Origin of the sequence: Ensifer sp. LC11, assembly GCF_001695835.1 — a bacterium.
Taxonomy (GTDB): domain Bacteria; phylum Pseudomonadota; class Alphaproteobacteria; order Rhizobiales; family Rhizobiaceae; genus Ensifer.
Map to the genome: position 1 here is coordinate 97,222 of NZ_MBSO01000056.1, position 19,638 is coordinate 116,859.

Sequence of the window (19,638 nt, forward strand, 5' to 3'; positions counted from 1 at the left end):
AGCAGAAGGAGAATTGCGTGGCGGAGACACGTGGCAGAGCCCATTCGAGGCGGATGAGACGCCGGTTTTTCTCCAACCTCTACCAGCAATTGCGCGTGCTGTGGCCGATCTTCTCGGCGATCCTCATCGTGATGGCCGGATGTGGAATTGTCATCGGGCGCATAGAAGGCTGGCGGCTCGACGAGGCGCTCTACTTCACCTTCGTTACCGGACTTACGATCGGCTACGGCGACATTACACCGAAACATCTAAGCGCCCGGCTGCTGGCGCTCGTCATCGGCTTTTCCGGTATTGTACTCACGGGCCTTGTCGCGGCGGTCAGCGTCCATGCCTTGAACGCAACGAACAGGGACGACGCGAGCGAACGCTGAAGACCGCGGAGCGGGAGCGGACGTTCCCCTCCCCTCTCCGGCACACCCACAACTCAACCCGCCACGAACCGGCCTTCGGAAACGATCTCGGACAGCGCCTTGCGCGGACTCGGCTGCTCGCGCTGCTGCAAGGCTTCGGGAAGCTGCGTCTTGTCGCCGGGCCGACCGATCGCAACGGCCGCCTCGATCCGGTAGCTCTCGGGAACCTCAAGCTCGGTGCGAGCACGGTCATAGTCGAGGCCGGCCATGCCGTGAGCCTGCCAGCCGGAATGCGCCGCCTGCAGAGCAAGCGCGCCCCAGGCGGCACCCGCATCGAAGGAATGGGTGTAGGAAGGCACCTCTTTGCTGGCACCGGGCGGCAGCAAAGAGGTCTTCGACAGCACGAAGATCAGGGCCGAAGCCTGTTGCGCCCAGCTGCGGTTGAACTCGTTCAAGAGCCCGAGAAGCCTGTCCCAGCCCTCTTCGCCGCGGCGCGCATAGACAAAATGCCACGGCTGGGCGTTGTAGGCCGACGGCGCCCAGCGCGCAGCTTCAAGGATTTCGAACAGCTCGGCCTTGGAGATCTCTGCGCCGGAATAGGCCCGCGGCGACCAGCGTTCGAGGAAGAGCGGATTGATCACGTGATCCGCAATCCGTGAATTCACATGCAACGTCATCTTGAAATTCCATTCATCGACGGCATCCTGCCGCCATTCAGGGTGGTCACTGGCGGCCGAAACTCTCATACCGGTCGCAACGACTTCTCAGGGTCGAAATCTCGTCGGAAAGTTCGGCGATACGGTCCCGCAGTTCATTGACCGTGCCGTCCTCGATTTCATCGAAACCGAAACAGTCGCGTGCCTCATGAAGCTCCAACCGGCCCTGCAGGACCTCCCGGATCGCGCTCAAACGCTCATATTGCCGCAGCATGCTCATTTCAGACCTCATCGCAGGTAGCCTGCGCGGGGTGCGCCGGCCACAGGGCCGTTATCCATGCCCTACCCGGCCGCAGCCGAGCCTCCTCAGATTATCTACTCAAATAGTAGATTAAAGGAATACCGACCCAAAGAACGGGCCGGATGTGGAAAACTGCTTCGCCTTCTCTTCACTTCGCTGCGGCGCGCAAGGCCGGTTGAGAGAGAGAGAGAGAGAGAGAAAGAGAGAGAGAGAGAGAGCCAGGATGCCCGGCGTTGGCGCCATACGGCGATGGTGAACCCGGGCGATGGGAGGCGCGCCCGGGTTGAAAGTGTCAAATGGAACGGACGTTCTTCACATCGGGGCGGTTGCCATCAAGGAAACCCATGTCCCGCTTCAGGTGATCCGACAGATCCCTGACGTCGACGACCTCGGATGCTGGGCGCTTGCGGGTAAACAAAAGCGCCAGCCACGAACGCGCAGAAAAATCGTTTGTCGACGAAAAACTACGTACTTGAATGGTTGTCATAGCTGTCATCCTCTTCATCAGTCCGTCTAATGGACGCACCTTGAAAGTGGTTATGAACAGCATCACCTTCCAATCGAATATCGCGTATCATGCATAAGGCCAATTAATGCATAAGACACTTCCCCTTCCGCCATTGACGGCCATGCGCGTCTTTGAGGCCGTGGCCCGGCACGCAAGCTTCACCAAGGCCGCAAACGAGCTCGGCATGACCCAGGCCGCGGTCAGCTATCAGATCAAGGTTCTCGAGGATCGGGTCGGAGCGCCGCTGTTCCTGCGCCGGCCGCGCCAGATCGCCCTGACGGAGGTAGGGCAGCGGCTGGCGCCGGCCGTCACGCAAGCCTTCGAACAGCTGAGCGAAGCTTACGTCGCGGCGCGCGGCGGTGCCCAGGGAACGCTTGTGATCAGCACGATCGCAACCTTTGCCTCCAACTGGCTGGCGCGGCGCCTCGGATCCTTCCAGATCGCCCACCCTTCCCTGGCCGTCCGACTTCAGACGGAACCGCATCTGGTCGACTTTACCCGCGAAGAAGTGGACATCGGCATTCGCTCGGGCAGCGGAGATTGGCCGGGGCTTGCTGCTCACCGGCTCATCGATGCCGATTTCACCCCGATGCTCAGCCCAAGCCTGGCGGCGAGCATCGGCGGGATAAAGGAGCCGGCCGATCTCCTGCGCCTACCGCTGCTCGATACCGCCGACCCCTGGTGGGCGAAGTGGTTCAAGGCCGCTGATGTGTCGGTGGAAGGGCTTGCCAGCCGGCCGGGCAGCAGCATGGGCGCCCAGGTTTACGAGGGCAATGCGGCGGCGGCCGGCCAGGGTGTCGCAATCCTGACACCGGCCTTTTTCGCCGCCGAACTGGCGGACGGGCGCCTCGTCCAACCTTTCGACCTTCTCTGCAACGACGACCACGCCTATTGGCTTGTCTATCCGGAGACGCGGCGGAATTCGCCGAAGATCAGCGCCTTCCGGCAATGGATCCTCGGCGAGCTTGCGGCATCGTCGAGCTGAGGCGTGACCACGCCCCGCGCCTGCATCGTTGGTTCGCGCAGAGGATTTTTGGCTTGCCTCCGGAACCCGGAAGCGTGATGAGGAGTTGAGCTCCCAGACGAGGCGTCCGGGAGAAAACATGCAGCGCGAGCCGACGGATCAATTCCATTCTTCCACCGAAAACGCCTGGTGGAGCATCCACCGCGGCGACGGCCCCATCGTCGGCTCCGCGATCCACAACGGACACGCCATGCGGCGTGACGCGCGCGCGCTCGTTGCGCTCTCGGACGAGGAACGGCTGCGCGAGGAAGACCCTTTCACGGAGTTCATCATCCGCGATCTCGCCAACCGCGTCGTCGTCCACCGCTCCCGTTTCGAGGTCGATCTCAACCGCGCCCGTTCGGGCGCTGTCTATATCGAACCGGCACAGGCCTGGGGCCTGACGGTGTGGAACGGGCGTCCGCCGCCTGATCTGATCGAGGCTTCGCTCGCAGTGCACGACGAGTATTACGCGATGCTTCTGCCCATGCTGACGGCCATCGAACGGCGCTACGGGCATTTCATCGTCCTCGACGTGCATAGCTACAATTATCGGCGCGGCGGCCCGCACGCCGAGCCAGCCGATGCCATCGACACGCCGGAGATCAACATCGGGACCTATACGATGGACCGGTGCAAATGGGCCGGTGTCATCGATGCCCTGATGGCCGCCCTCAGCACGGCAAAGGTCTCCGGCCGTCTGCTGGACGTGCGCGAGAACGTTGCTTTCCAGGGACGCGGGGAGCACACGCGCTTCATTCACGAGCACTTCCCGGAGACTGGCTGCGCGCTCGCGATCGAGTTCAAGAAGACCTTCATGGACGAGTGGACCGGCAAGCCGGATCTTGAGGCCCTGCGGTCGTTGCGCGCGCTGGTCGGCTCGCTCGTCCCGACCCTGACCGAGGCGCTCGTGAGGCAGCAGTGACGGAGCGTGAACACACCCTTGCCGATCCGCTCGGGGATTGGCTCGATGACGCCGTTGCCCGCTTGAGGGATGGTCGGGCCGTGCGAAGGGATTTTGGCGAAGGCGGACGGCTGCACGTCGACCGGCTGCTTCCCTTTCTTTGCGTGCACATCGCCGAGGATCGCGAGCAGCCTGTCGCCCGCGACATCGCACAGGCCAACGCCGCCTATCTTCTGGCGCCGACCATGGTGGCGGCCGTCACCATCATCGAGCGGATCGGCCGCGTGATCAAAGAGCGCCTGGGCATGTTCATCGTGCTCGAATTCGCGGAGCTCGAAAGCGACGATCCGCCGGCGAAGGACGCGCCCTTCCTGCCGCCCTTCCTGATCGAGGTGGTGACGGGAACGCGGCCCAGCGAGCAGATGGCTGCGAAAGCCCTGGTCGAGACGGCTGCGACAATCGAAGGCAAATTCCGGACGCCGCATGTGACGCTCGTCTCACGCGACCCTGATCCGGCGGCAAGCGGCAAGCGCTTGGCGATCGACTTTCCCCATCTGACCGTTCGCTTCGCCCCGATCTATTGCGAGCCGGGCACGCGCCGTATCTACCCGCAACTGCGCGAGCGACTGGTCGCAAGCATGTTTGATGCGGGCCTGCGAGCCGTTGCCGCCTTCGCCCGTGCCAAATCCGACAAGCTGCCACTGCCGACGCACCGTGCCTTTGGCCGCAAGGCGTTCGTTGACGCGGTGGTGCGTGCCGATCGCGGCATCGACGAGATCGCTTCGAGCTTCGATTTCCTGCTGGCGGTGACGCCGATCAACGCCGAGAGCGCCTGGGCGGAGTTTGCGTCGAACGGCTTTTCCCGCAGCCCCCGCCTCTACTATCGGCCGCTGACGCTGCAGATCGAGACGGCCAAGCGCAAGCTTTTCTCGCTCGGCTTCGAACACCTCGAAGACCCGCTGCTTTATGCGCTCTACCGGGAAAAGCAGCAGGAAGTCGACCTGCAGCTCTCGATGATTTCGGCGCGAGAGGCCCGCACGTTCGTCGAGCTTGGCCGCGCGCTCTATGGTCCGGTGGAAGCCGAGCTTCTGGACACGGCCTGCGCCATCCTTGCGCAAACCGCAGCCGCCGGCGACGCGAAGCCTATCGCCGAAGACAGGCGCGACTGCCACTACATAAGGGAGCGCGCACAGGCGATGGTGGCCGCCTATCGGCGGCAGTCGGCCGATTTCACCGCATCCATCGAGCTGCGCGACGATCTGCCCGCCGGCCTCCTCGTCTCCCGTGGCCAGCTGTTGATTGCCCGCAGCTCGGCGCTCGATGCCGGTCGCGTCGAAGCACTGCTCAATCATGAAGTCGGCGTTCATCTGCTGACCTATTTCAACGGCTCGGCCCAGGGGCTGAGGATCTTTCGCTCCGGCCTTGCAGGCTACGAGGGCATGCAGGAAGGGCTCGCAGTCTTTGCCGAATATCTGAGCGCAGGCATGACGCCGGAACGATTGCGGGTCCTCGCAGCCAGGGTCGTCGGCTGCGCCTCTATGCTTGACGGCGCCCTGTTTTCGGAAACCTACCGGCTTTTGACGGACGGTCACGGCTTTGCCGCCTCCGAGGCCTTCAACATCACGCTGCGCATCTATCGCGGCGGCGGACTGGTCAAGGACGCGATCTATCTGCGCGGGCTCATGCAGCTCCTCGACCATCTCGCCGCCGGCGGCAGCCTCGAGCCCTTCTGGATGGGCAAGATTGCCGCGTCGCACTTCGCCGCAATCCAGGAACTCAACTTGCGTGGCCTGCTTGGTCCGGCCGCCATTCGCCCTATCTTCCTTGATGACGTCAAAGCGGGCGACCGCCTTCAGCGAGCGCATAGGGGAATGACCCCGCTCGACATGGTCGCAGACTAGTGGAACGAATTTGACGATTGCGCCCCGTTTACCGCACGCGTTCTGCTCAAATGTCAAATTCGGAATTTCCACTGGCATCATAGCGTTACGAGTGGTCCTCGAGAATCGGACATTTGCTCTCGAGGACGCTGAGATCACATGCAAATGTCGGAATCGGACCACTGGGAAACCGGATGCGCATTGCCTTTCTCGTCAACTCCATCGAAGGCGAAGAAACATTTTACGCAACGACCTCGCTTGCGCTCGCCGGCCTCGCACGCGGCCACGAGGTGCTCTACGTCACGCCGGGCGATTTCGCGCTGAGGGCCGACGGGCGGCTGATGATCCATGCTTTAAGCCTGGGGGCGGCGAAGCCGCGCAAGGCCGAGACCTTCATCGCCGCGCTCAAGGGCGATCACACCCGGCGGGAAGTCCTCGACATAGCCGACGTCCAGGTCCTGTTTTTGAGAAACGACCCGTCGGAAGACACCGGCCCGCGGCCTTGGGCCGCCCAAGCCGGCGTGATCTTCGGCAGGCTCGCGGCCGAACGCGGAGCAATCGTCGTCAACGATGCCGACGGCCTGGCTCTGGCGCAGAACAAGCTCTATCTCCAGGACTTTCCGGAAGTCGTGCGGCCGACAACGCTGATATCGAAGCATATCGAGGAGGTCAGAGCCTTCGTCGACGAGCATCCCGAGGGCGTCATCCTGAAACCGCTGCAGGGTTCCGGCGGCCGGAATGTCTTCAAGGTCAGTTCCAGCCACGAAACCAACCTCAACCAGATTTTCGAGGCTGTCAGCGAAATGGGCTACGTCATCGCTCAGGAATATCTGCCCGCAGCATCCGAGGGCGATGTCAGGCTGTTCCTCATGAACGGCCGGCCGCTCAAGCGCGGCGATACCTATGCTGCCGTCCGGCGTGTCCCTGCGGAAGGGGATCTGCGTTCCAACATGCATGCCAACGGCACGGCCGCGCCGGCGGTGATCACACCCGAGATGCTCGCCGTCGCGGAACAGATGCGGCCCAAACTCGTGCGCGACGGCATGTTCCTCGTCGGCCTCGACGTCGTCGGCGACAGGCTCGTCGAGGTCAATGTCTTTACCCCCGGCGCACTGCCTGAAATCGCCGAGCTGACCTCGGTCGATTTCAGCGAGGATATCGTGGCAGCGCTCGAACGGAAGCTCTCTATCAAGCAGGCTTACGCAGGCGCGCTCTCCAATCGCGAGCTTGCCACGCTCTGAACGGAGACGACATTTGCACCAATCCGCTCCACCGGCAGGAAAACGTCGCCGCCTAGTGCATCCCGCTCTCAAGTGGGTCCACGTGAGGCGGAAAGATGCTCTAGAATCAAAGTGCTAGAGCGTCCTTAGTGCGTTCATATGAACGCACGGCGCTCTAGGCAGCGACATCTTTCATTTCTGGCGCCTACAGGGACTCGTCGACGATCACGACCGGACGACCCATCGAGCACGCCTCGACGCGGGCCTCGACCCGGTAGACCGAGCGCAGCATCGCCGCCGTGATGACCTCTTGGGTCGGTCCGCTTGCCAGCACGGAGCCGCCGCTAATGACGATCGTATCATCGCAGTAACGCAGGGCGTGATTGAGATCGTGCAGAGCGATCAGCACCGCCATGCCGGCCTCAGCCGACAGACGCTTCATGAAGCCGAGCACCTCGATCTGGCGAAAGAGATCGAGCGCCGAGGTCGGCTCATCCATCAGCAGCACTTCGGGCTTGCGCACCAGAGCCTGAGCGATCGAGACCAGCTGCCGCTGGCCACCGGAAAGCTCGCCGAGACCGCGAAAGGCAAGGTCGGCGATCCGCAGTTCCGAAAGCACCCGATCGATCTCGGCGAGCTCGGCGTCCTTCACCTTCCAGCTCGACCCCTGCTTGGCCGAGAGCAGCACCGACTCGTAGACGGTGAGCACGGCGTTGGCGCCGGTATCCTGCGGCATATAACAGATACCCTGCGGTCCCTTGGCCGTGTCCGCCAGGTGCACGGTACCCGGCCCTGACGTGAGCCCGGCGATGCGCTTGAACAGCGTCGATTTGCCGGCCGCATTCGGGCCGATGACCGCCGTCAGGCCGCCACCGCGCAGGACCCCGGTGTCGACGTCGGATAGCACCACGCGCCGGCCATAGTTCGCGCCGACCTTTTCGAGCGCCAGGCTTACCATGCGCGCCTCCTGTTGGTGAAAATCAGCACGAAGAAGAAGGGCACGCCGACAAGCGCCGTGATGACGCCGATCGGCAGCACCGCGCCCGGGATCAGCATCTTGCTGACGACGGAGGTGACCGAAAGCAGCAGCGCGCCGCACAGCACCGAGGCGGGCAGGAAGAAGCGCTGATCTTCACCCACAAGCATGCGGGCGATGTGCGGGCCGACGAGGCCGACGAAGCCGATCGTGCCGACGAAGGAGACGGGGATCGCCGCCAGCAGGCTCACCGTCATCATCGCCTCGAGCCGAAGGCGACGAACGTTGATGCCGAAGCTCGCAGCCTTGTCGTCGCCGAGCCGAAGTGCTGTTAGTGCCCAGGCGTGTCTTGCAAAGAGCGGCAAGGCAAAAACAAGCACAGCGCCGGTGATCCAGACCTTGGGCCAGGTCGCCTTGGTGAGGCTGCCCATTGTCCAGAAGACGACCGCGGCAAGCGCCTGCTCAGAGGCGAGATATTCGAGCAACGACAATGCGGCGTTGAAAGTGAAGACGAGCGCGATGCCGAGCAGCACGATGGTCTCAACCGTGACGCCGCGCATGGTAGAGGCAAAGTGGATGAACAGCGCGGCCAGCATCGCCATCAGGAAAGCGTTGATCGGCACCATATATTGAACCGCGACAGGAAAGATCGCGACGCCGGCGACGAGGCCGAGGGCTGCACCAAAGCTGGCGGCGGCGGAGATGCCGAGCGTGAAGGGGCTCGCAAGCGGATTGGCGAGGATCGTCTGCATCTGCGCGCCGGCGACCGACAGCGAGGCGCCGACCGTGACGGCCATCAGCGCGATCGGCATGCGGATATCCCAGATGACCACGCGCAGCTGGTCGCTCACCGTCTCGGCGCGAAAGAGCGCCGTCAGCACGTCCGACAGCGGATAGTTTGCGGGCCCGAGCGCCATGTCGACCGCAACCGACGCAAAGAGCGCGGCGACGAGACAGAAGATCAGCACCAGGCGACGCAGAACGAGGGCGCGGTAGCGTCCCCGTCCCTCGGCCCCGGCGAGTGCGTCAGCCATGGCGACCATCACTCCCCACCTTTCGGTAGCGAGACGAAATAGCCCGGGCGATAGGTTACCGGCAGGAATTTATCGTGGAGCTCGCGGAATGTTCTATCCGGATCAATATCGGCAAAGAGCTGCGGATGGAACCATTTGGCAAATTGCTGGATCGGCACGAACTCATAGGGAGCACCGTAGAACTGGTGCCAGACGGCATGCACATTGCCTTCCCTTACCGCCTTCAGGCCGGGAAAGCCCGGGCGCTGCATCAGGCCACGCAGCCGTTCCTGCGCCGCTGCCGCATCGGCACCGCGCCCGACGCTGACGAACTGGTTGAGATCGGATTCCGCCGACCAGTTGCTGCCGGTGATGATGACATGATCCGGGTCGCTGACGATCAGCTGTTCGGGATTGAGGTCGCCGAAGGTGCCCTTGATCACGTCGGAACCGATATTGTGGCCTCCGGCCTTTTCCACCATCTCGCCGAAGTTTGCAGGGCCGAATGTCCGGCAGCAGACGACGTCGCCGGTGATGCCGGGAGAGCGCTCGATGAACACCTTGGGACGCGTGATGGCACCGGCCTTCTGCAGGCGATCGGTGACAAGCGCGATCTGGGCACTGCGGTAGGCGATGAATTCCCGCGCCTTTTCTTCGGCACCGAAGATCTGACCGAGGATTTCGACGGACTTTTCGCTGTTGGCGGCCGGATCCACCCGGAAGTCGAGATAGACGACCGCGATGCCGGCGGCGGCGGCCTTTTCGATGAAGCCCGATTCCTCGACCGCCTTTTCAGCCTCGAGGTTCAGCGTCAGCACATCGGGCTTCAGCGCGATCGCCGCTTCGAGGCTGAAATCGCCCGAGGGGATGTAGCCGAAGCGCGGCAGTTTCTCGATCTCGGGGAAGCGCTCGACATAGGCCCTGTAGGAGTCCGGATCCTTCTTCACGAGATCGTCGCGCCAGCCGACGATCGTGTCGAAGAGGTGCTCGCCTTTGAGTGCCGCAGCGACATGAATCTGCCGCGCTTCGCCGAGCAGGATGCGCTTGGCCGGCAGGTCGATTTCGACCCTGCGCCCGGTCACATCGACGATTTCCGCGGCATCGGCTGGCAGTGCGGCCAACACCACAGCAGCCATGATCGCCGAGGCGATTTTCCTGTAGATCGACATTTCCAATCCTTTCAATCAGGGCGCCAGAAGCCTCCTTCTTCCGGCCACCGAATGCCTTATTTGCCGGCGGCCAGCGAGACGAAGTAGCCGCTCTTGTAGGGGAGCGGCAGGAAGCGCTCGTGCAACTCCTTGAAGGTCGCCTCCGGGTCGAGGTCGGCGAAGAGGTCCGGATGCAGCCACTTGGCGATCTGCTGGATGGCGACGAACTGGTAGGGGTTGTTGTAGAACTGGTGCCAGATGGCGTGCACCTGACCGTCCTTGACTGCCTTGACGCCGGTAAAGGCCGGCCGCTTGGTGAGGTTGTCGAGCTTGCGCGCCGCTTCCTTTTCATCGGCACCATAGCCGACGCCAACCCAGTTGCCGCCGGGCACATAGCCCTGCCAGTTGCCGCCGGTGATGATGATCTGGTCGGGATTGGACGCGATGATCTGCTCCGGGTTGACCGTTCCGAAGGTGCCGGGAATGATGTCCTTGGCCATGTTCACGCCGCCGGCGAACTCGACCATCTTGCCGAAGTTCTCGTTGCCGAAGGACATGCAGCAATCATCGGAATAGCCGCCAGCGCGCTCGACGAAGACGAGCGGTTTCTTCGGGTTGGCCTTGGCGAGAACGTCGGTCACCCTGGCGATGCTGTCGGCGCGGAACTTGATGAATTCCTCGGCTTTTTCTTCCTTGCCGAGCAGCTTGCCCATCAGCCGCATGCTCGGCTCGGTGTTTTCCATCGGCTTCTCGCGGAAGTCGACATAGACGAGCGGGATGCCGACCTTGGCGAGCTTTTCGATGTAACCGGCCTCTTCCGTCGCCGTCTTCGCGTCGACATTCATCAACACGACGTCAGGCTTCAGTGCCACGGCCTGCTCGATGTCGAACGTGCCGTCCTTCATGCCGCCAAAGGTCGGCAGCTTGGCGATGTCTGGATACTTGGCGAGATAGGCCGCGTAGCTTTCCGGGTCGGCCTTGGAAAGATCGTCGCGCCAGCCGACGATGCGCTTGAACGGTTCTTCACGGTCAAGCGCGCCGAGGAAATAGATCTGGCGGCCTTCGCCGAGGATCACATGTTCGACCGGCACGTTGACCTCGACGTCGCGGCCCGTGACGTCCTTCAGTTTCACGACGTCAGCGAAGGCGGCCGTGGAGAAAAGCGCACAAAAGCCCGTGGCGGCCAGAGCCACCCTGTTGAAAAACCGCATCGTTTTCTGCTCCGCTGGGAAAATCGTGGCGATCTAATGTTTCATGACTTTATTAGTCAACATTTATCTTTTAGAACGGCTCCAAACAGACAAGAGCGGCAACGGTATGAGCGACGCGCTTAATCGGCAGAACTACAACCTGCGGGATGAAATCAAGGCCTACTGGTCGGCGCGCGCAGCGACTTTCGACCTGTCGCCGGGCCACGAGATTTTCTCCGACGAGGAGCGCGCCGCCTGGCATCAGCTGTTCCTCAAGCACTTCGGCCCGGGCAACGGTCGCGGTGCACTCGACCTTGCCAGCGGTACGGGTGTCATTTCCCATCTGCTCGACGATCTCGGTTTCAAGGTGCAGGGGCTCGACTGGGCCGAGCCGATGCTCGAACGCGCGCGAGAGAAGGCGGTAAAACGGGGGCGGACCATCCGCTTCGATCTCGGCGACGCCGAAAACACCATGGAGCCGGACAACCGCTACGATGTTGTCGTCACCCGGCATCTGGTGTGGACGCTGGTCGACCCGGCCGCAGCCTTCCGGGAATGGCTGCGCGTGCTGAAGCCCGGCGGCACGCTGCTGGTCGTCGATGGTGACTTCGTCAATACGAGCGCACTTGAACGGCTGTTTTCGAAGCTCAGCGCCTGGGGTCAGCGCCTGCGGCTGCTCAAGGCAGAAACGCCTGTTGGCACGCCGCAGATGATGGAAACCCATCGGAGCATTCTCTCCCGCGTCCACTTTTCCGGCGGCGCGCGTGCCGAGGATGTCGCTGGCCTGCTCAACGAAGCCGGCTTTGCCGACGTCCACATCGATACCGATCTTCGCGATATCCATCGGACGCAGGCCAAGAACTGGAACGTCTTCAAAGGCCTGGCGCGGCAGAGCCAGCACCGCTACGCGATCCGTGCCATGAAACCGTAGCCCAGGCACGGGACCGGTCAGCGCACGACGGCACGAGCGCTCTGGCGTGGGTCACCTTTCTGTTGGCGCCGCTCGGGATCTCCCTGGTGCTTGCGGAGCCCATCACCGAAAGGCCTTTCTACTCGATCCGCAGTCATCACGGCGCGAGCAGGTCGAGAAACCGTCCGACCTGCTTCTGGCAGAAATCGAGATAGGCGCGCACGATGCTCGATGGGTGGCGATGCAGCGGATAGAGCAGGCTGACCTGCTGTTCAGGCATCGGGTGATCGATCAGCACGGCCCGCAACCGTCCATTGCGGATCGGCTCCGCCGCGAGAAACGGCGGCAATTCGGCGATGACTTCGCCTGCGAGTGCCCGTGCGCGCAGTTGCAGATAGTCGTTGGTCGTCAGCATCGGCCGCGGCTCGAATTTGTATTCTCCGAGTTGCCAGGCGGGATGGATGTTGGCGTCGCGGCTCCAGGCGGCGAGCGGAAAATCGTGAAGTTTCTCGGGCGTCAGCGGCTCGCCGATCTTCGTGAGCAGTTCGGGCGCGCCCACCAGCAAGTGCCGGTAGCTCAGCAATCGCCGCGCCACCATTGCCTCGTGCACGATCGCGCCGATGCGCAAGGCGACATCGATGCCATCCTGGGTCAGATCGACGCGACGATCGGTCGTGTACACGTTGAGCTGGATATCAGGATATTGCCGCTGAAAGGCGGCAAGCAGGTCCCACCAGGGCTCGAAGGCCGTTGGCAAAGATAGCCGCAACCGCCCCTTGAGGCGCGTCTGGTCGCTTTTCACCGCCTCCTCCGCCTCGCCGAGGGCCTCTATGCCGCGCGCGGCGTGTTCGTAGAGCCGTGTGCCAGCGTCCGTCAGCCGGGTTCCGCGGGCTGAACGCTCCAGCAGTTGCACCTTCAGAGCCTGCTCGAGTTCGCGGATTCGCCGGCTCAGCGTCGGCAACGGAGTGTCGAGACGCAAAGCGGCCGCCGACAGGCTGCCGGCTTGTACGACGGCGACAAACATCCGCGCAGCGTTCAGATCCATGGGCATCCCTCTCATTTTTGAGAGTAATCTTATCATTTGTCCATCTACTACGACAAGATTGAGCGGAATACCTTCGGATCAACCTCTTGAGGAGGCCAAACCCAGCGATCCAGGAGCTATCGCAATGTCCATCGAAACGACAATCAAGGCTTACGAGAAGGCCCTTAACGCCAACGATATCGACGCCATTCTCAACCTTTACGGCGAGGAACCGATCTTCATGCCGCAACACGCCCCGGCGCTGATCGGGCGCGCGGCGGTACGGGCGGGCTACGCCCAGGTGTTCGACACCATCAAGCTCGAGATCCGCTTCGACATCCACGAGATAGAGGTGACAGGTGACTGGGCCTGGGTCCGCACGAGCTCTGCCGGCAAGACCCGCATTCTGGCGGCCGACGTCACGATCGAGGAAGGCAACAACGAGATCTTCGTGTTCCGTCGCGAGGCCGGCGCCTGGAAGATCCACCGCTACCTGTTCTCAACCAATCGCCCGCGCGCATAAGACGGGGGGAAGAACGACCATGAAAGCCTATGTCATCGAGAGAGCCGGTGGCCCTGAAGTCCTCGAACTGAGGGACATTCCCTCTCCCGAAATCCAGGCCGGCGAAGTGAAGATCCGCGTGCGTGCCTTGGGCCTCAACCGCGCCGAAGTCTATCTGCGCGCCGGCAAGATGGGGGCGATCACCGGGCCGCGCGTGCCCGGTATCGAGGCCGTCGGCGAGATCATTGCCGATCCGTCCGGCACGTTCCGGGCCGGCCAGCGGGTCGCAACCGCGATGGGTGGAATGCAGTTTTCCCGCTTCGGCAGCTACGCGGAGGAGGTCACGGTGCTGCGCAACAACGTCATCGACATGAGCGGCAGCGATCTCTCCTGGGAGGAGCTTGCGGCCTTGCCCGAGGCCTACCTCACTGTCTGGGGGGCGTTGACGAGAAGTCTCGCAATCACCAAGGGACAGGCGTTGCTCGTGCGCGGCGCAACGTCTTCTGTTGGCCTCGCTGCAATCGCCTACGCCAAAGCACGTGGCCTTTCGGTGGTTGCCACGACCCGGTCATCGCAAAACGAAACCCGATTGCGCGCGGTTGGCGCTGACCATGTCGTCGTCGATGGCGGCGAGGTGGCCGGGAGGGTTCGCTCGCTTCTGCCCGACGGCGTCGATGCCGCCCTCGAAGTGGTCGGTGCCGCGACCGTTCGCGACACGATCAAAGCCTTGAAGCCGTTTGGCGGCGTCACGGTCATCGGCCTGCTCGGCGGCCCCCCGGTCCTGGAGCAACTCAACCTGATGCAGGACCTGCCGGGTGCGACCCGGCTTGGCTTCTTCTCGAGCGGTCTTCTTGGGACAGCTACCCTGCCAATGTCCGCCGCACCACTGCCGTGGCTTTCAAAGGAGATTGCGGCCGGCCGCATTCCGTCGCTCCGCAGCCGGACCTTCGAGTTCGACCGCGTTCCCGACGCGCACCGCCTGATGGAAGACGACCAAGCGCTCGGCAAGCTGGTCGTCAGGCTCTGATTTCGCTCATCAAGGAGAATGTCATGCGCCGATCTCTCGATGCCAAACTCGCCGCTGCAGGATTGTCCGTACTTTCGCTGCTGGCGTTCACTGGCCCCGCCCGCTCGGATGAAGCCGCCACAGCAGCGATTGGACGGCAGCTGCGGGACTACGAGGCGGCGCTGAACGCGGGCGATGTCGGAGCCGTCATGAAGCTCTACGCCACCGATGCCGTGTTCATGCCCCAAAACAGCCTGCCCGCTGTCGGTCGCGATGCCATCAGAAGCGCGTATCGACGTGTGTTCGGCACGATCAAGCTCGATGTCCGCTTCGAGGTTGATGAAGTTCGCGCCTTGTCGAAAGACTGGGCCTATGCGCGAACCCGCTCGAATGGCACCGTCAAGGTGCTGGCGCCCGGTGGGGCGACGATGCCCGAAGCAAATCAGGAACTGTTCGTCCTGCATCGCGAGACGGATGGCGTCTGGCGGTTCGCCCGCTACATCTTCGCAACCACCAACCCGACGCCGCAGCAACAATAGCGGCGGCGTGGTCACCGCTCACGACACCAGCCGCTGTCGCGCCAACTGGGCCCGGCAGCGGTATTGGGCGTGAGCGCCAGGACGCTCAAGCGGCATGGATGGAGGCCCGCCGTGTGAGGCTCAGGCCGCCTCGCCCCAATGGTTGGCGGGCGGCACGACGCCCTTGGTGAACAGGAAGCAACCGTGAAGGCGCGGTTCCCCGGTCACGATGATGCAATAGGCACGCTTGGCTTCCTCGTAGAAGGCGAAGCGTTCGACGGCATACATCTGCGGCACGTCGCCTTCGGCGCGGGCGATCTCAGCCTGGACCTCACGCTGGACATCCGGCAACGCACCCACCTTTCCGCTCGGGGCCATGCGTGCCGCCGATGGCTGCAGCGGCGTGTCGAGCGGCATGACGGAGAGTATGGCTCTGACGGCTCGCGCCGCCGAGACATTGGCGATGTGCAGCGGCAGGCCGAGCCGGGTGTGGCGGGCGATCGTGTCGGCCGGGAAATTTGCGTCGACCAGCGCGATGCGGTCTCCGTGCCCCATGGAGCGCAGCGCATGCAGCACGTCGGCATTCAGCGCCGGATCAATGTTCTTGAGCATCAGGCTTCCTTTCATCAGACAGCTTTCGCCCGCGGAAATCCGGGCATGAGAGCGCGGCGCGCGCAGGCCCTGTCAGCCCAAGCGCGTGAGGGAGATCGTCTCCGTCGATTTGTGCGGGCGGCGCGCCGCCCGCACAGGCGTTGGGTTCTCAGACGCCGGTCAGCCGCTCGCGATACTTGTCGATGATGACGGCGAGGATGATGACGACGCCTGTTATCATCTGGCGCATGAAGTCGCTGAGCCCGAACAGAATGAGGCCGTTGGCAAGGACGCCCGTGATGCAGGCGCCGAGCAAAGTGCCGATCACCGTGCCGCGGCCGCCATTGAGGCTCGTGCCGCCGATGATGACCGCCGCAATCGCGTTGAGCTCGAAGCCGATGCCGATGATCGGGCTCGCGATGTTGAGCCGCGCCATGTAGACCATCGCGGCGATGCCGACGAGCGCACCGGCAATGGTGAAGGCGGCCACCTTGTAGAACATCAGCGAATGGCCGGCGAGGCGCACGGCCTCCTCGTTGTTGCCGATGCCGTAGAGCAGCCGGCCGAACACCGTCTTCGACAAGACAAACCAGGCGATGGCGACGAGCACCAGCGCAATCAGGAAGACCACGGGAATGCCGAAGATCATCTGCGAACCGAAGGCGTTGAAGCTCGGCGGGAAGGAGTAGATCGTGCGCGCGTCCGTCACCTGCAGCGCCGCGCCGCGGGCGATGTTGAGCATGCCAAGCGTGACGATGAAGGAGGGCAGGCCCCAGAAGGCGCTGATCCAGCCATTGAGGAAACCGCAGACGACGCCGGTGCCGACGGCAGCAAGGGTCGCAAGCGCCACCGCCTGAAACACCGGGAGATCGGGGATCGTCAGCACCGTGCCGCCGACCACGGCGCAGAAAGCGAGCATCGAGCCGACGGAGAGATCGATACCGCCGATCAGGATGACGAAGGTCATGCCGACGGCGAGGATCAGGTTGATGGTGATCTGCGTCAGGATGTTGGAAATGTTGTTGGGCGTCAGGAAGTGCTCGGTGCCGAGCGAGAAGAAGACGATCAGCAACAACAGCGCCAGGCCGATGCCGGCGTCGCGCAGGAGCACTTTTGGCGACCAGCCCGTCAGCCGGCGCGTATCGATGGTTTCGCTGGCTTGTGTCTTTTCGAGTGCTTGCATCTTCAGTGCCTCGCCTGTTGCTGCTCGCCCTGGTAGGCATATTGCAGGATACGTTCTTCGGAGAATTCCGGCCGCGACAGTTCGCCGACGACGCGGTGCTGCGACATGACGATGATCCGATCCGATAGCGTCATCAGTTCCGGCAGCTCGGACGAGACGATCAGGAGCGCGAGACCACGTTCGGCAAATTGGCGAATGAGCGCATAGATCTCGGCCTTTGCGCCGACGTCGACGCCGCGGGTCGGCTCGTCGAGCAAAAGCACTTTCGGATTGCGCGCCAGCCATTTGGCGAGCACGACCTTCTGCTGGTTGCCGCCGGAAAGTGTTGCGGCATTCTTGGCCGGTCCGCCATATTTCAGCTTGAGCTCGGCGCCGAGCCTCTGTGTCACCTCGATCTCGGCTTTACTGTCGAGAATGCCTGCGCGCGAGACGTCCGACAGTGACGCGAGCGTCACATTGGCGGCGATCGGCATGTTGAGGATCAGCCCCTCCTCCTTGCGGTCTTCGGTCACAAAACCGATGCCGGCATTGATCGCCTCGCGCGGCGAGCGGAAGGAAACAGGTGCGCCTTCAAGGCGAAGCGCGCCGGAAAGCGGCAGTTCCGCTGCCGCGATCGCGCGCAAAAGTTCGGTACGTCCCGAGCCGACGAGGCCGGCGATCCCGAGGATCTCGCCCTTGTGCAATTGCAGCGAGATGCCTTCGGCATGCGGCGACTGCGGGTGGCGAAACTGGACGAGCGACAGCGCTTCTTCCGGCCGCGCCAGCGACACCATTTCGCTTGCCATCTGCTGTTGCAGCTTGCGGCCGACCATGGCGCGCACCAGTTCGTCCTGGTTGGTCTCAGCAATCGGCCGGGAGAACACGGTCTCGCCGTTGCGCAGCACCGTTACCCGGTCGCAAATGCGGAAGACCTCGTCGAGGTGATGCGAAACGAAGATGATCGAGACACCGCGGCTGCGAAGGTCATTTACGATCGTAAACAGCCGCTCGGTCTCGCGCGAGGTCAGCGTTGCCGTCGGCTCGTCGAGGATCAGGATGCGGCTTTGCGTCATCAACGCCCGCGCCACTTCGACAAGCTGGCGATGGGCGATGCCCAGCCGCTCGACCGGCCAGCGCACATCGATGTCGCTAAGCCCGATGGCATCGAGTGCGGCTCGTGCGCCAACGTTCATCTCCTGCCGTTTGACCACGCCGAAGGCGTTGCGCGGCAGATGTTCGATGAAGATGTTTTCCGCCACCGACAGATAGGGCAGCAGATTGAATTCCTGATGCACCACCTGCAGGCCATTGGCCTTGGCCTCGCGCGGCGTCGTCGGCGCGTAAGCGCGGCCGGAAAGGTTGATGGCGCCTTCGTCCGGGCGAACGATGCCGCAGAGCACCTTGATCAGCGTCGATTTTCCGGCGCCGTTTTCACCGATCAGGCCGTGCACTTCGCCCGGCTGGACGGACAGGCTGACGCCGTTCAGCGCCTTGGTACCGCCGAAAGCCTTCTTCACGTCGTGCAGCTCCAGGACCGGCGGCGTCAAAACGCCGGCCGCATCCGCGCGCACGGTTTCCACATTGATCATGATCTAGCCCTTTGAAATTCAGGCAGCCCGACAGAGAAGCGCTTTGCTTCGCCAAGACCGCTGTCCTGCCTAGGCCGCACCGGGCGTCGCCCGGCGCGGTTCGAAGCCGGCTAAGGGCTACTTCACGTCGTCCTTGGTCACGAGCTTGATGTCGGTCTTAACCCAGCCTTCGAGCTTGGGGCCGCCGGCAACGACGGCGAGCGCCTTGTCGATCGCGTTGGCCGCCATCTCGGAACCGAACTGGTCAACTGTTGCCAGCAGCTTGCCGTCCTTCAGCATGGGGGCAACAGCCGGCACGTTGTCAAAGCCGACGACCTTGATGTCGCTGCGGCCGGCAGCATCGAGCGCCTTGACCACGCCGATCGCCATGGAATCGTTGGCGGCGAGAACACCTTGAATGTCGGGATGTGCCGTCAGCATCGTCGAGAACACCGCATTCGCCTCTTCCGTTTCCCAATGGGCCGTGCGGGAATCGAGCAGATCGAGCTTGCCGGCGGCAATCGCGTCTTCAAAGCCGAGCTTGCGCTGCGCGGCGTTGTCAGCGCCCGGATTGCCTTCGAGGATGACGACCTTGCCGCCGTTGCCCAGATCCTTGGCGAGCGCATCGCCAACCAGCTTAGCGCCGCCGCGATTGTCCGGCCCGACGAAGGCGAGATCGACGCCGGCATCCTTCTTCGCCTGCTCGTCGAGTGAGACGTCGAAATTGACGACGACGATGCCGGCATCCATCGCCTTCTTCAGCGGCGCGACCATGGCGCGAGAGTCCGCCGGCGCAATGACGATCGCATCGACGCCCTGGGTGATGAAGTTCTCGACGCCGTTCAGCTGGCTCTCGAAATCGGTCTCGTTCTGCATGCCGATGGCCTTGAGCTCATAGTCGCCGCGCTTTTTGGCATGCGCTTCGGCCCCTTCGAGCATGTTCTTGAAGAAGTCGTTGGCAAGCGACTTCATGACCAGACCAACAACGGGCTTGTCGGCAGCAACAGCGATCGTCGGCAGCGCGGTGGCGACGGTAAGCGCGACGATGGATGCGAATCGGGAAAGTTTCATGGGTTCTCCTCCGGTGAAACGATGGTCCTCCAACCATCGATGAAACGTTTCATCGCGAAGTTACGCGAAAGCCGCTTCAAGCGTTAGAAGATCGAAACGTAACATCATTGTCAATATGAAACGTTTCATCATCCCAC

General features: G+C 62.9%; 21 protein-coding genes. 9 read left to right on the forward strand and 12 right to left on the reverse strand.

Annotation, left to right across the window (positions count from 1 at the left end):
- The first annotated feature begins 53 nt into the window (after positions 1-53).
- Positions 54-371, forward strand: coding sequence for a potassium channel family protein (locus BBX50_RS26005; RefSeq protein ID WP_065778176.1), 318 nt, complete (start codon positions 54-56; stop codon positions 369-371).
- A 53-nt stretch (positions 372-424) separates the two neighbouring features.
- On the opposite strand, the gene BBX50_RS26010 is transcribed toward BBX50_RS26005, so the two are convergent.
- From BBX50_RS26010 to BBX50_RS26020, 3 genes are all read right to left on the reverse strand, one after another.
- On the reverse strand, positions 425-1,027 hold the full coding sequence (locus BBX50_RS26010; RefSeq protein ID WP_065778177.1) for a nitroreductase family protein: 603 nt from the start codon (positions 1,025-1,027) through the stop codon (positions 425-427).
- A gap of 46 nt (positions 1,028-1,073) precedes the next feature.
- A complete protein-coding gene (locus tag BBX50_RS26015) occupies positions 1,074-1,280 on the reverse strand; it encodes a hypothetical protein (RefSeq protein WP_065778315.1) in 207 nt (68 codons plus the stop codon).
- 319 nt (positions 1,281-1,599) lie between these two features.
- A complete protein-coding gene (locus BBX50_RS26020) occupies positions 1,600-1,794 on the reverse strand; it encodes a hypothetical protein (protein ID WP_139108396.1) in 195 nt (64 codons plus the stop codon).
- Positions 1,795-1,900: 106 nt separating this feature from the next.
- On the opposite strand from BBX50_RS26020, the gene gcvA reads away from it, so the two are divergent.
- The 4 genes from gcvA to BBX50_RS26040 all read left to right on the forward strand — a co-directional run bounded on the left by gcvA (position 1,901) and on the right by BBX50_RS26040 (position 6,843).
- Positions 1,901-2,800, forward strand: a complete 900-nt coding sequence (gene gcvA / locus BBX50_RS26025) for a transcriptional regulator GcvA (protein WP_065778179.1) — start codon at positions 1,901-1,903, stop codon at positions 2,798-2,800.
- Between the two features lie 118 nt (positions 2,801-2,918).
- The gene (locus BBX50_RS26030; protein WP_065778180.1) at positions 2,919-3,743 is read left to right on the forward strand and encodes an N-formylglutamate amidohydrolase; all 825 of its coding nucleotides are present in this window, start codon (positions 2,919-2,921) and stop codon (positions 3,741-3,743) included.
- Entirely contained in the window at positions 3,740-5,623 is a 1,884-nt protein-coding gene (locus tag BBX50_RS26035; RefSeq protein WP_065778181.1) for a flavohemoglobin expression-modulating QEGLA motif protein, read from the forward strand. The genes BBX50_RS26030 and BBX50_RS26035 overlap by 4 nt, the downstream gene beginning before the upstream one ends.
- A gap of 173 nt (positions 5,624-5,796) precedes the next feature.
- Positions 5,797-6,843 (forward strand): glutathione synthase, encoded by a 1,047-nt coding sequence (locus BBX50_RS26040; RefSeq protein ID WP_065778182.1) that lies wholly within the window; start codon positions 5,797-5,799, stop codon positions 6,841-6,843.
- 184 nt (positions 6,844-7,027) lie between these two features.
- Here the strand turns inward: BBX50_RS26040 and BBX50_RS26045 are convergent, their stop codons facing one another.
- Genes BBX50_RS26045 through BBX50_RS26060 form a run of 4 tightly spaced genes read right to left on the reverse strand, consistent with a single transcriptional unit; the run spans position 7,028 to position 11,170 of the window.
- Positions 7,028-7,780, reverse strand: coding sequence for an ABC transporter ATP-binding protein (locus BBX50_RS26045; protein WP_065778183.1), 753 nt, complete (start codon positions 7,778-7,780; stop codon positions 7,028-7,030).
- On the reverse strand, positions 7,774-8,841 hold the full coding sequence (locus BBX50_RS26050) for an iron ABC transporter permease (RefSeq protein ID WP_065778184.1): 1,068 nt from the start codon (positions 8,839-8,841) through the stop codon (positions 7,774-7,776). Before BBX50_RS26050 ends, BBX50_RS26045 begins: the two co-directional genes overlap by 7 nt.
- Positions 8,841-9,980, reverse strand: a complete 1,140-nt coding sequence (locus tag BBX50_RS26055; RefSeq protein ID WP_083213816.1) for an ABC transporter substrate-binding protein — start codon at positions 9,978-9,980, stop codon at positions 8,841-8,843. Before BBX50_RS26055 ends, BBX50_RS26050 begins: the two co-directional genes overlap by 1 nt.
- Positions 9,981-10,036: 56 nt before the next feature.
- Entirely contained in the window at positions 10,037-11,170 is a 1,134-nt protein-coding gene (locus BBX50_RS26060) for an ABC transporter substrate-binding protein (protein WP_065778186.1), read from the reverse strand.
- A gap of 106 nt (positions 11,171-11,276) precedes the next feature.
- Here BBX50_RS26060 and BBX50_RS26065 point away from each other — a divergent pair, with 106 nt between their 5' ends.
- On the forward strand, positions 11,277-12,080 hold the full coding sequence (locus tag BBX50_RS26065) for a class I SAM-dependent methyltransferase (RefSeq protein WP_065778187.1): 804 nt from the start codon (positions 11,277-11,279) through the stop codon (positions 12,078-12,080).
- A 136-nt stretch (positions 12,081-12,216) separates the two neighbouring features.
- Here BBX50_RS26065 and BBX50_RS26070 read toward each other — a convergent pair whose 3' ends face one another.
- A complete protein-coding gene (locus tag BBX50_RS26070) occupies positions 12,217-13,104 on the reverse strand; it encodes a LysR family transcriptional regulator (protein ID WP_065778188.1) in 888 nt (295 codons plus the stop codon).
- Between the two features lie 124 nt (positions 13,105-13,228).
- Between BBX50_RS26070 and BBX50_RS26075 the strand changes: the two genes are divergently transcribed.
- The 3 genes from BBX50_RS26075 to BBX50_RS26085 are packed head-to-tail and all read left to right on the forward strand — an operon-like array spanning position 13,229 to position 15,130.
- Entirely contained in the window at positions 13,229-13,606 is a 378-nt protein-coding gene (locus tag BBX50_RS26075) for a nuclear transport factor 2 family protein (RefSeq protein ID WP_065778189.1), read from the forward strand.
- A gap of 19 nt (positions 13,607-13,625) precedes the next feature.
- Positions 13,626-14,612 carry a zinc-binding dehydrogenase gene (locus BBX50_RS26080; RefSeq protein WP_065778190.1) on the forward strand — a complete coding sequence of 329 codons (987 nt, stop codon included), beginning with the start codon at positions 13,626-13,628 and terminating at the stop codon, positions 14,610-14,612.
- A 23-nt stretch (positions 14,613-14,635) separates the two neighbouring features.
- Positions 14,636-15,130, forward strand: coding sequence for an SgcJ/EcaC family oxidoreductase (locus tag BBX50_RS26085; RefSeq protein WP_065778191.1), 495 nt, complete (start codon positions 14,636-14,638; stop codon positions 15,128-15,130).
- A 120-nt stretch (positions 15,131-15,250) separates the two neighbouring features.
- Here BBX50_RS26085 and BBX50_RS26090 read toward each other — a convergent pair whose 3' ends face one another.
- From BBX50_RS26090 to BBX50_RS26105, 4 genes are all read right to left on the reverse strand, one after another.
- The gene (locus tag BBX50_RS26090) at positions 15,251-15,721 is read right to left on the reverse strand and encodes an RbsD/FucU domain-containing protein (RefSeq protein WP_065778192.1); all 471 of its coding nucleotides are present in this window, start codon (positions 15,719-15,721) and stop codon (positions 15,251-15,253) included.
- 148 nt (positions 15,722-15,869) lie between these two features.
- Positions 15,870-16,883, reverse strand: a complete 1,014-nt coding sequence (locus tag BBX50_RS26095) for an ABC transporter permease (protein WP_244513169.1) — start codon at positions 16,881-16,883, stop codon at positions 15,870-15,872.
- A gap of 2 nt (positions 16,884-16,885) precedes the next feature.
- Positions 16,886-18,451 (reverse strand): sugar ABC transporter ATP-binding protein, encoded by a 1,566-nt coding sequence (locus BBX50_RS26100; RefSeq protein WP_065778193.1) that lies wholly within the window; start codon positions 18,449-18,451, stop codon positions 16,886-16,888.
- A gap of 117 nt (positions 18,452-18,568) precedes the next feature.
- Positions 18,569-19,501 carry a sugar ABC transporter substrate-binding protein gene (locus tag BBX50_RS26105; protein ID WP_065778194.1) on the reverse strand — a complete coding sequence of 311 codons (933 nt, stop codon included), beginning with the start codon at positions 19,499-19,501 and terminating at the stop codon, positions 18,569-18,571.
- Positions 19,502-19,638 lie beyond the last annotated feature (137 nt).

Excerpts from the sequence above, each read along its gene's own strand:
- BBX50_RS26005 (WP_065778176.1), top strand. The coding sequence starts at position 54 with ATGAGACGCCGGTTTTTCTCCAACCTCTACCAGCAATTGCGCGTGCTG.
- BBX50_RS26010 (WP_065778177.1), bottom strand. The coding sequence starts at position 1,027 with ATGACGTTGCATGTGAATTCACGGATTGCGGATCACGTGATCAATCCG.
- BBX50_RS26015 (WP_065778315.1), bottom strand. The coding sequence starts at position 1,280 with ATGCTGCGGCAATATGAGCGTTTGAGCGCGATCCGGGAGGTCCTGCAG.
- BBX50_RS26020 (WP_139108396.1), bottom strand. The coding sequence starts at position 1,794 with ATGACAACCATTCAAGTACGTAGTTTTTCGTCGACAAACGATTTTTCT.
- gcvA (WP_065778179.1), top strand. The coding sequence starts at position 1,901 with ATGCATAAGACACTTCCCCTTCCGCCATTGACGGCCATGCGCGTCTTT.
- BBX50_RS26030 (WP_065778180.1), top strand. The coding sequence starts at position 2,919 with ATGCAGCGCGAGCCGACGGATCAATTCCATTCTTCCACCGAAAACGCC.
- BBX50_RS26040 (WP_065778182.1), top strand. The coding sequence starts at position 5,797 with ATGCGCATTGCCTTTCTCGTCAACTCCATCGAAGGCGAAGAAACATTT.
- BBX50_RS26045 (WP_065778183.1), bottom strand. The coding sequence starts at position 7,780 with ATGGTAAGCCTGGCGCTCGAAAAGGTCGGCGCGAACTATGGCCGGCGC.
- BBX50_RS26050 (WP_065778184.1), bottom strand. The coding sequence starts at position 8,841 with ATGGTCGCCATGGCTGACGCACTCGCCGGGGCCGAGGGACGGGGACGC.
- BBX50_RS26055 (WP_083213816.1), bottom strand. The coding sequence starts at position 9,980 with ATGTCGATCTACAGGAAAATCGCCTCGGCGATCATGGCTGCTGTGGTG.
- BBX50_RS26060 (WP_065778186.1), bottom strand. The coding sequence starts at position 11,170 with ATGCGGTTTTTCAACAGGGTGGCTCTGGCCGCCACGGGCTTTTGTGCG.
- BBX50_RS26065 (WP_065778187.1), top strand. The coding sequence starts at position 11,277 with ATGAGCGACGCGCTTAATCGGCAGAACTACAACCTGCGGGATGAAATC.
- BBX50_RS26070 (WP_065778188.1), bottom strand. The coding sequence starts at position 13,104 with ATGGATCTGAACGCTGCGCGGATGTTTGTCGCCGTCGTACAAGCCGGC.
- BBX50_RS26075 (WP_065778189.1), top strand. The coding sequence starts at position 13,229 with ATGTCCATCGAAACGACAATCAAGGCTTACGAGAAGGCCCTTAACGCC.
- BBX50_RS26080 (WP_065778190.1), top strand. The coding sequence starts at position 13,626 with ATGAAAGCCTATGTCATCGAGAGAGCCGGTGGCCCTGAAGTCCTCGAA.
- BBX50_RS26085 (WP_065778191.1), top strand. The coding sequence starts at position 14,636 with ATGCGCCGATCTCTCGATGCCAAACTCGCCGCTGCAGGATTGTCCGTA.
- BBX50_RS26090 (WP_065778192.1), bottom strand. The coding sequence starts at position 15,721 with ATGCTCAAGAACATTGATCCGGCGCTGAATGCCGACGTGCTGCATGCG.
- BBX50_RS26095 (WP_244513169.1), bottom strand. The coding sequence starts at position 16,883 with ATGCAAGCACTCGAAAAGACACAAGCCAGCGAAACCATCGATACGCGC.
- BBX50_RS26100 (WP_065778193.1), bottom strand. The coding sequence starts at position 18,451 with ATGATCAATGTGGAAACCGTGCGCGCGGATGCGGCCGGCGTTTTGACG.
- BBX50_RS26105 (WP_065778194.1), bottom strand. The coding sequence starts at position 19,501 with ATGAAACTTTCCCGATTCGCATCCATCGTCGCGCTTACCGTCGCCACC.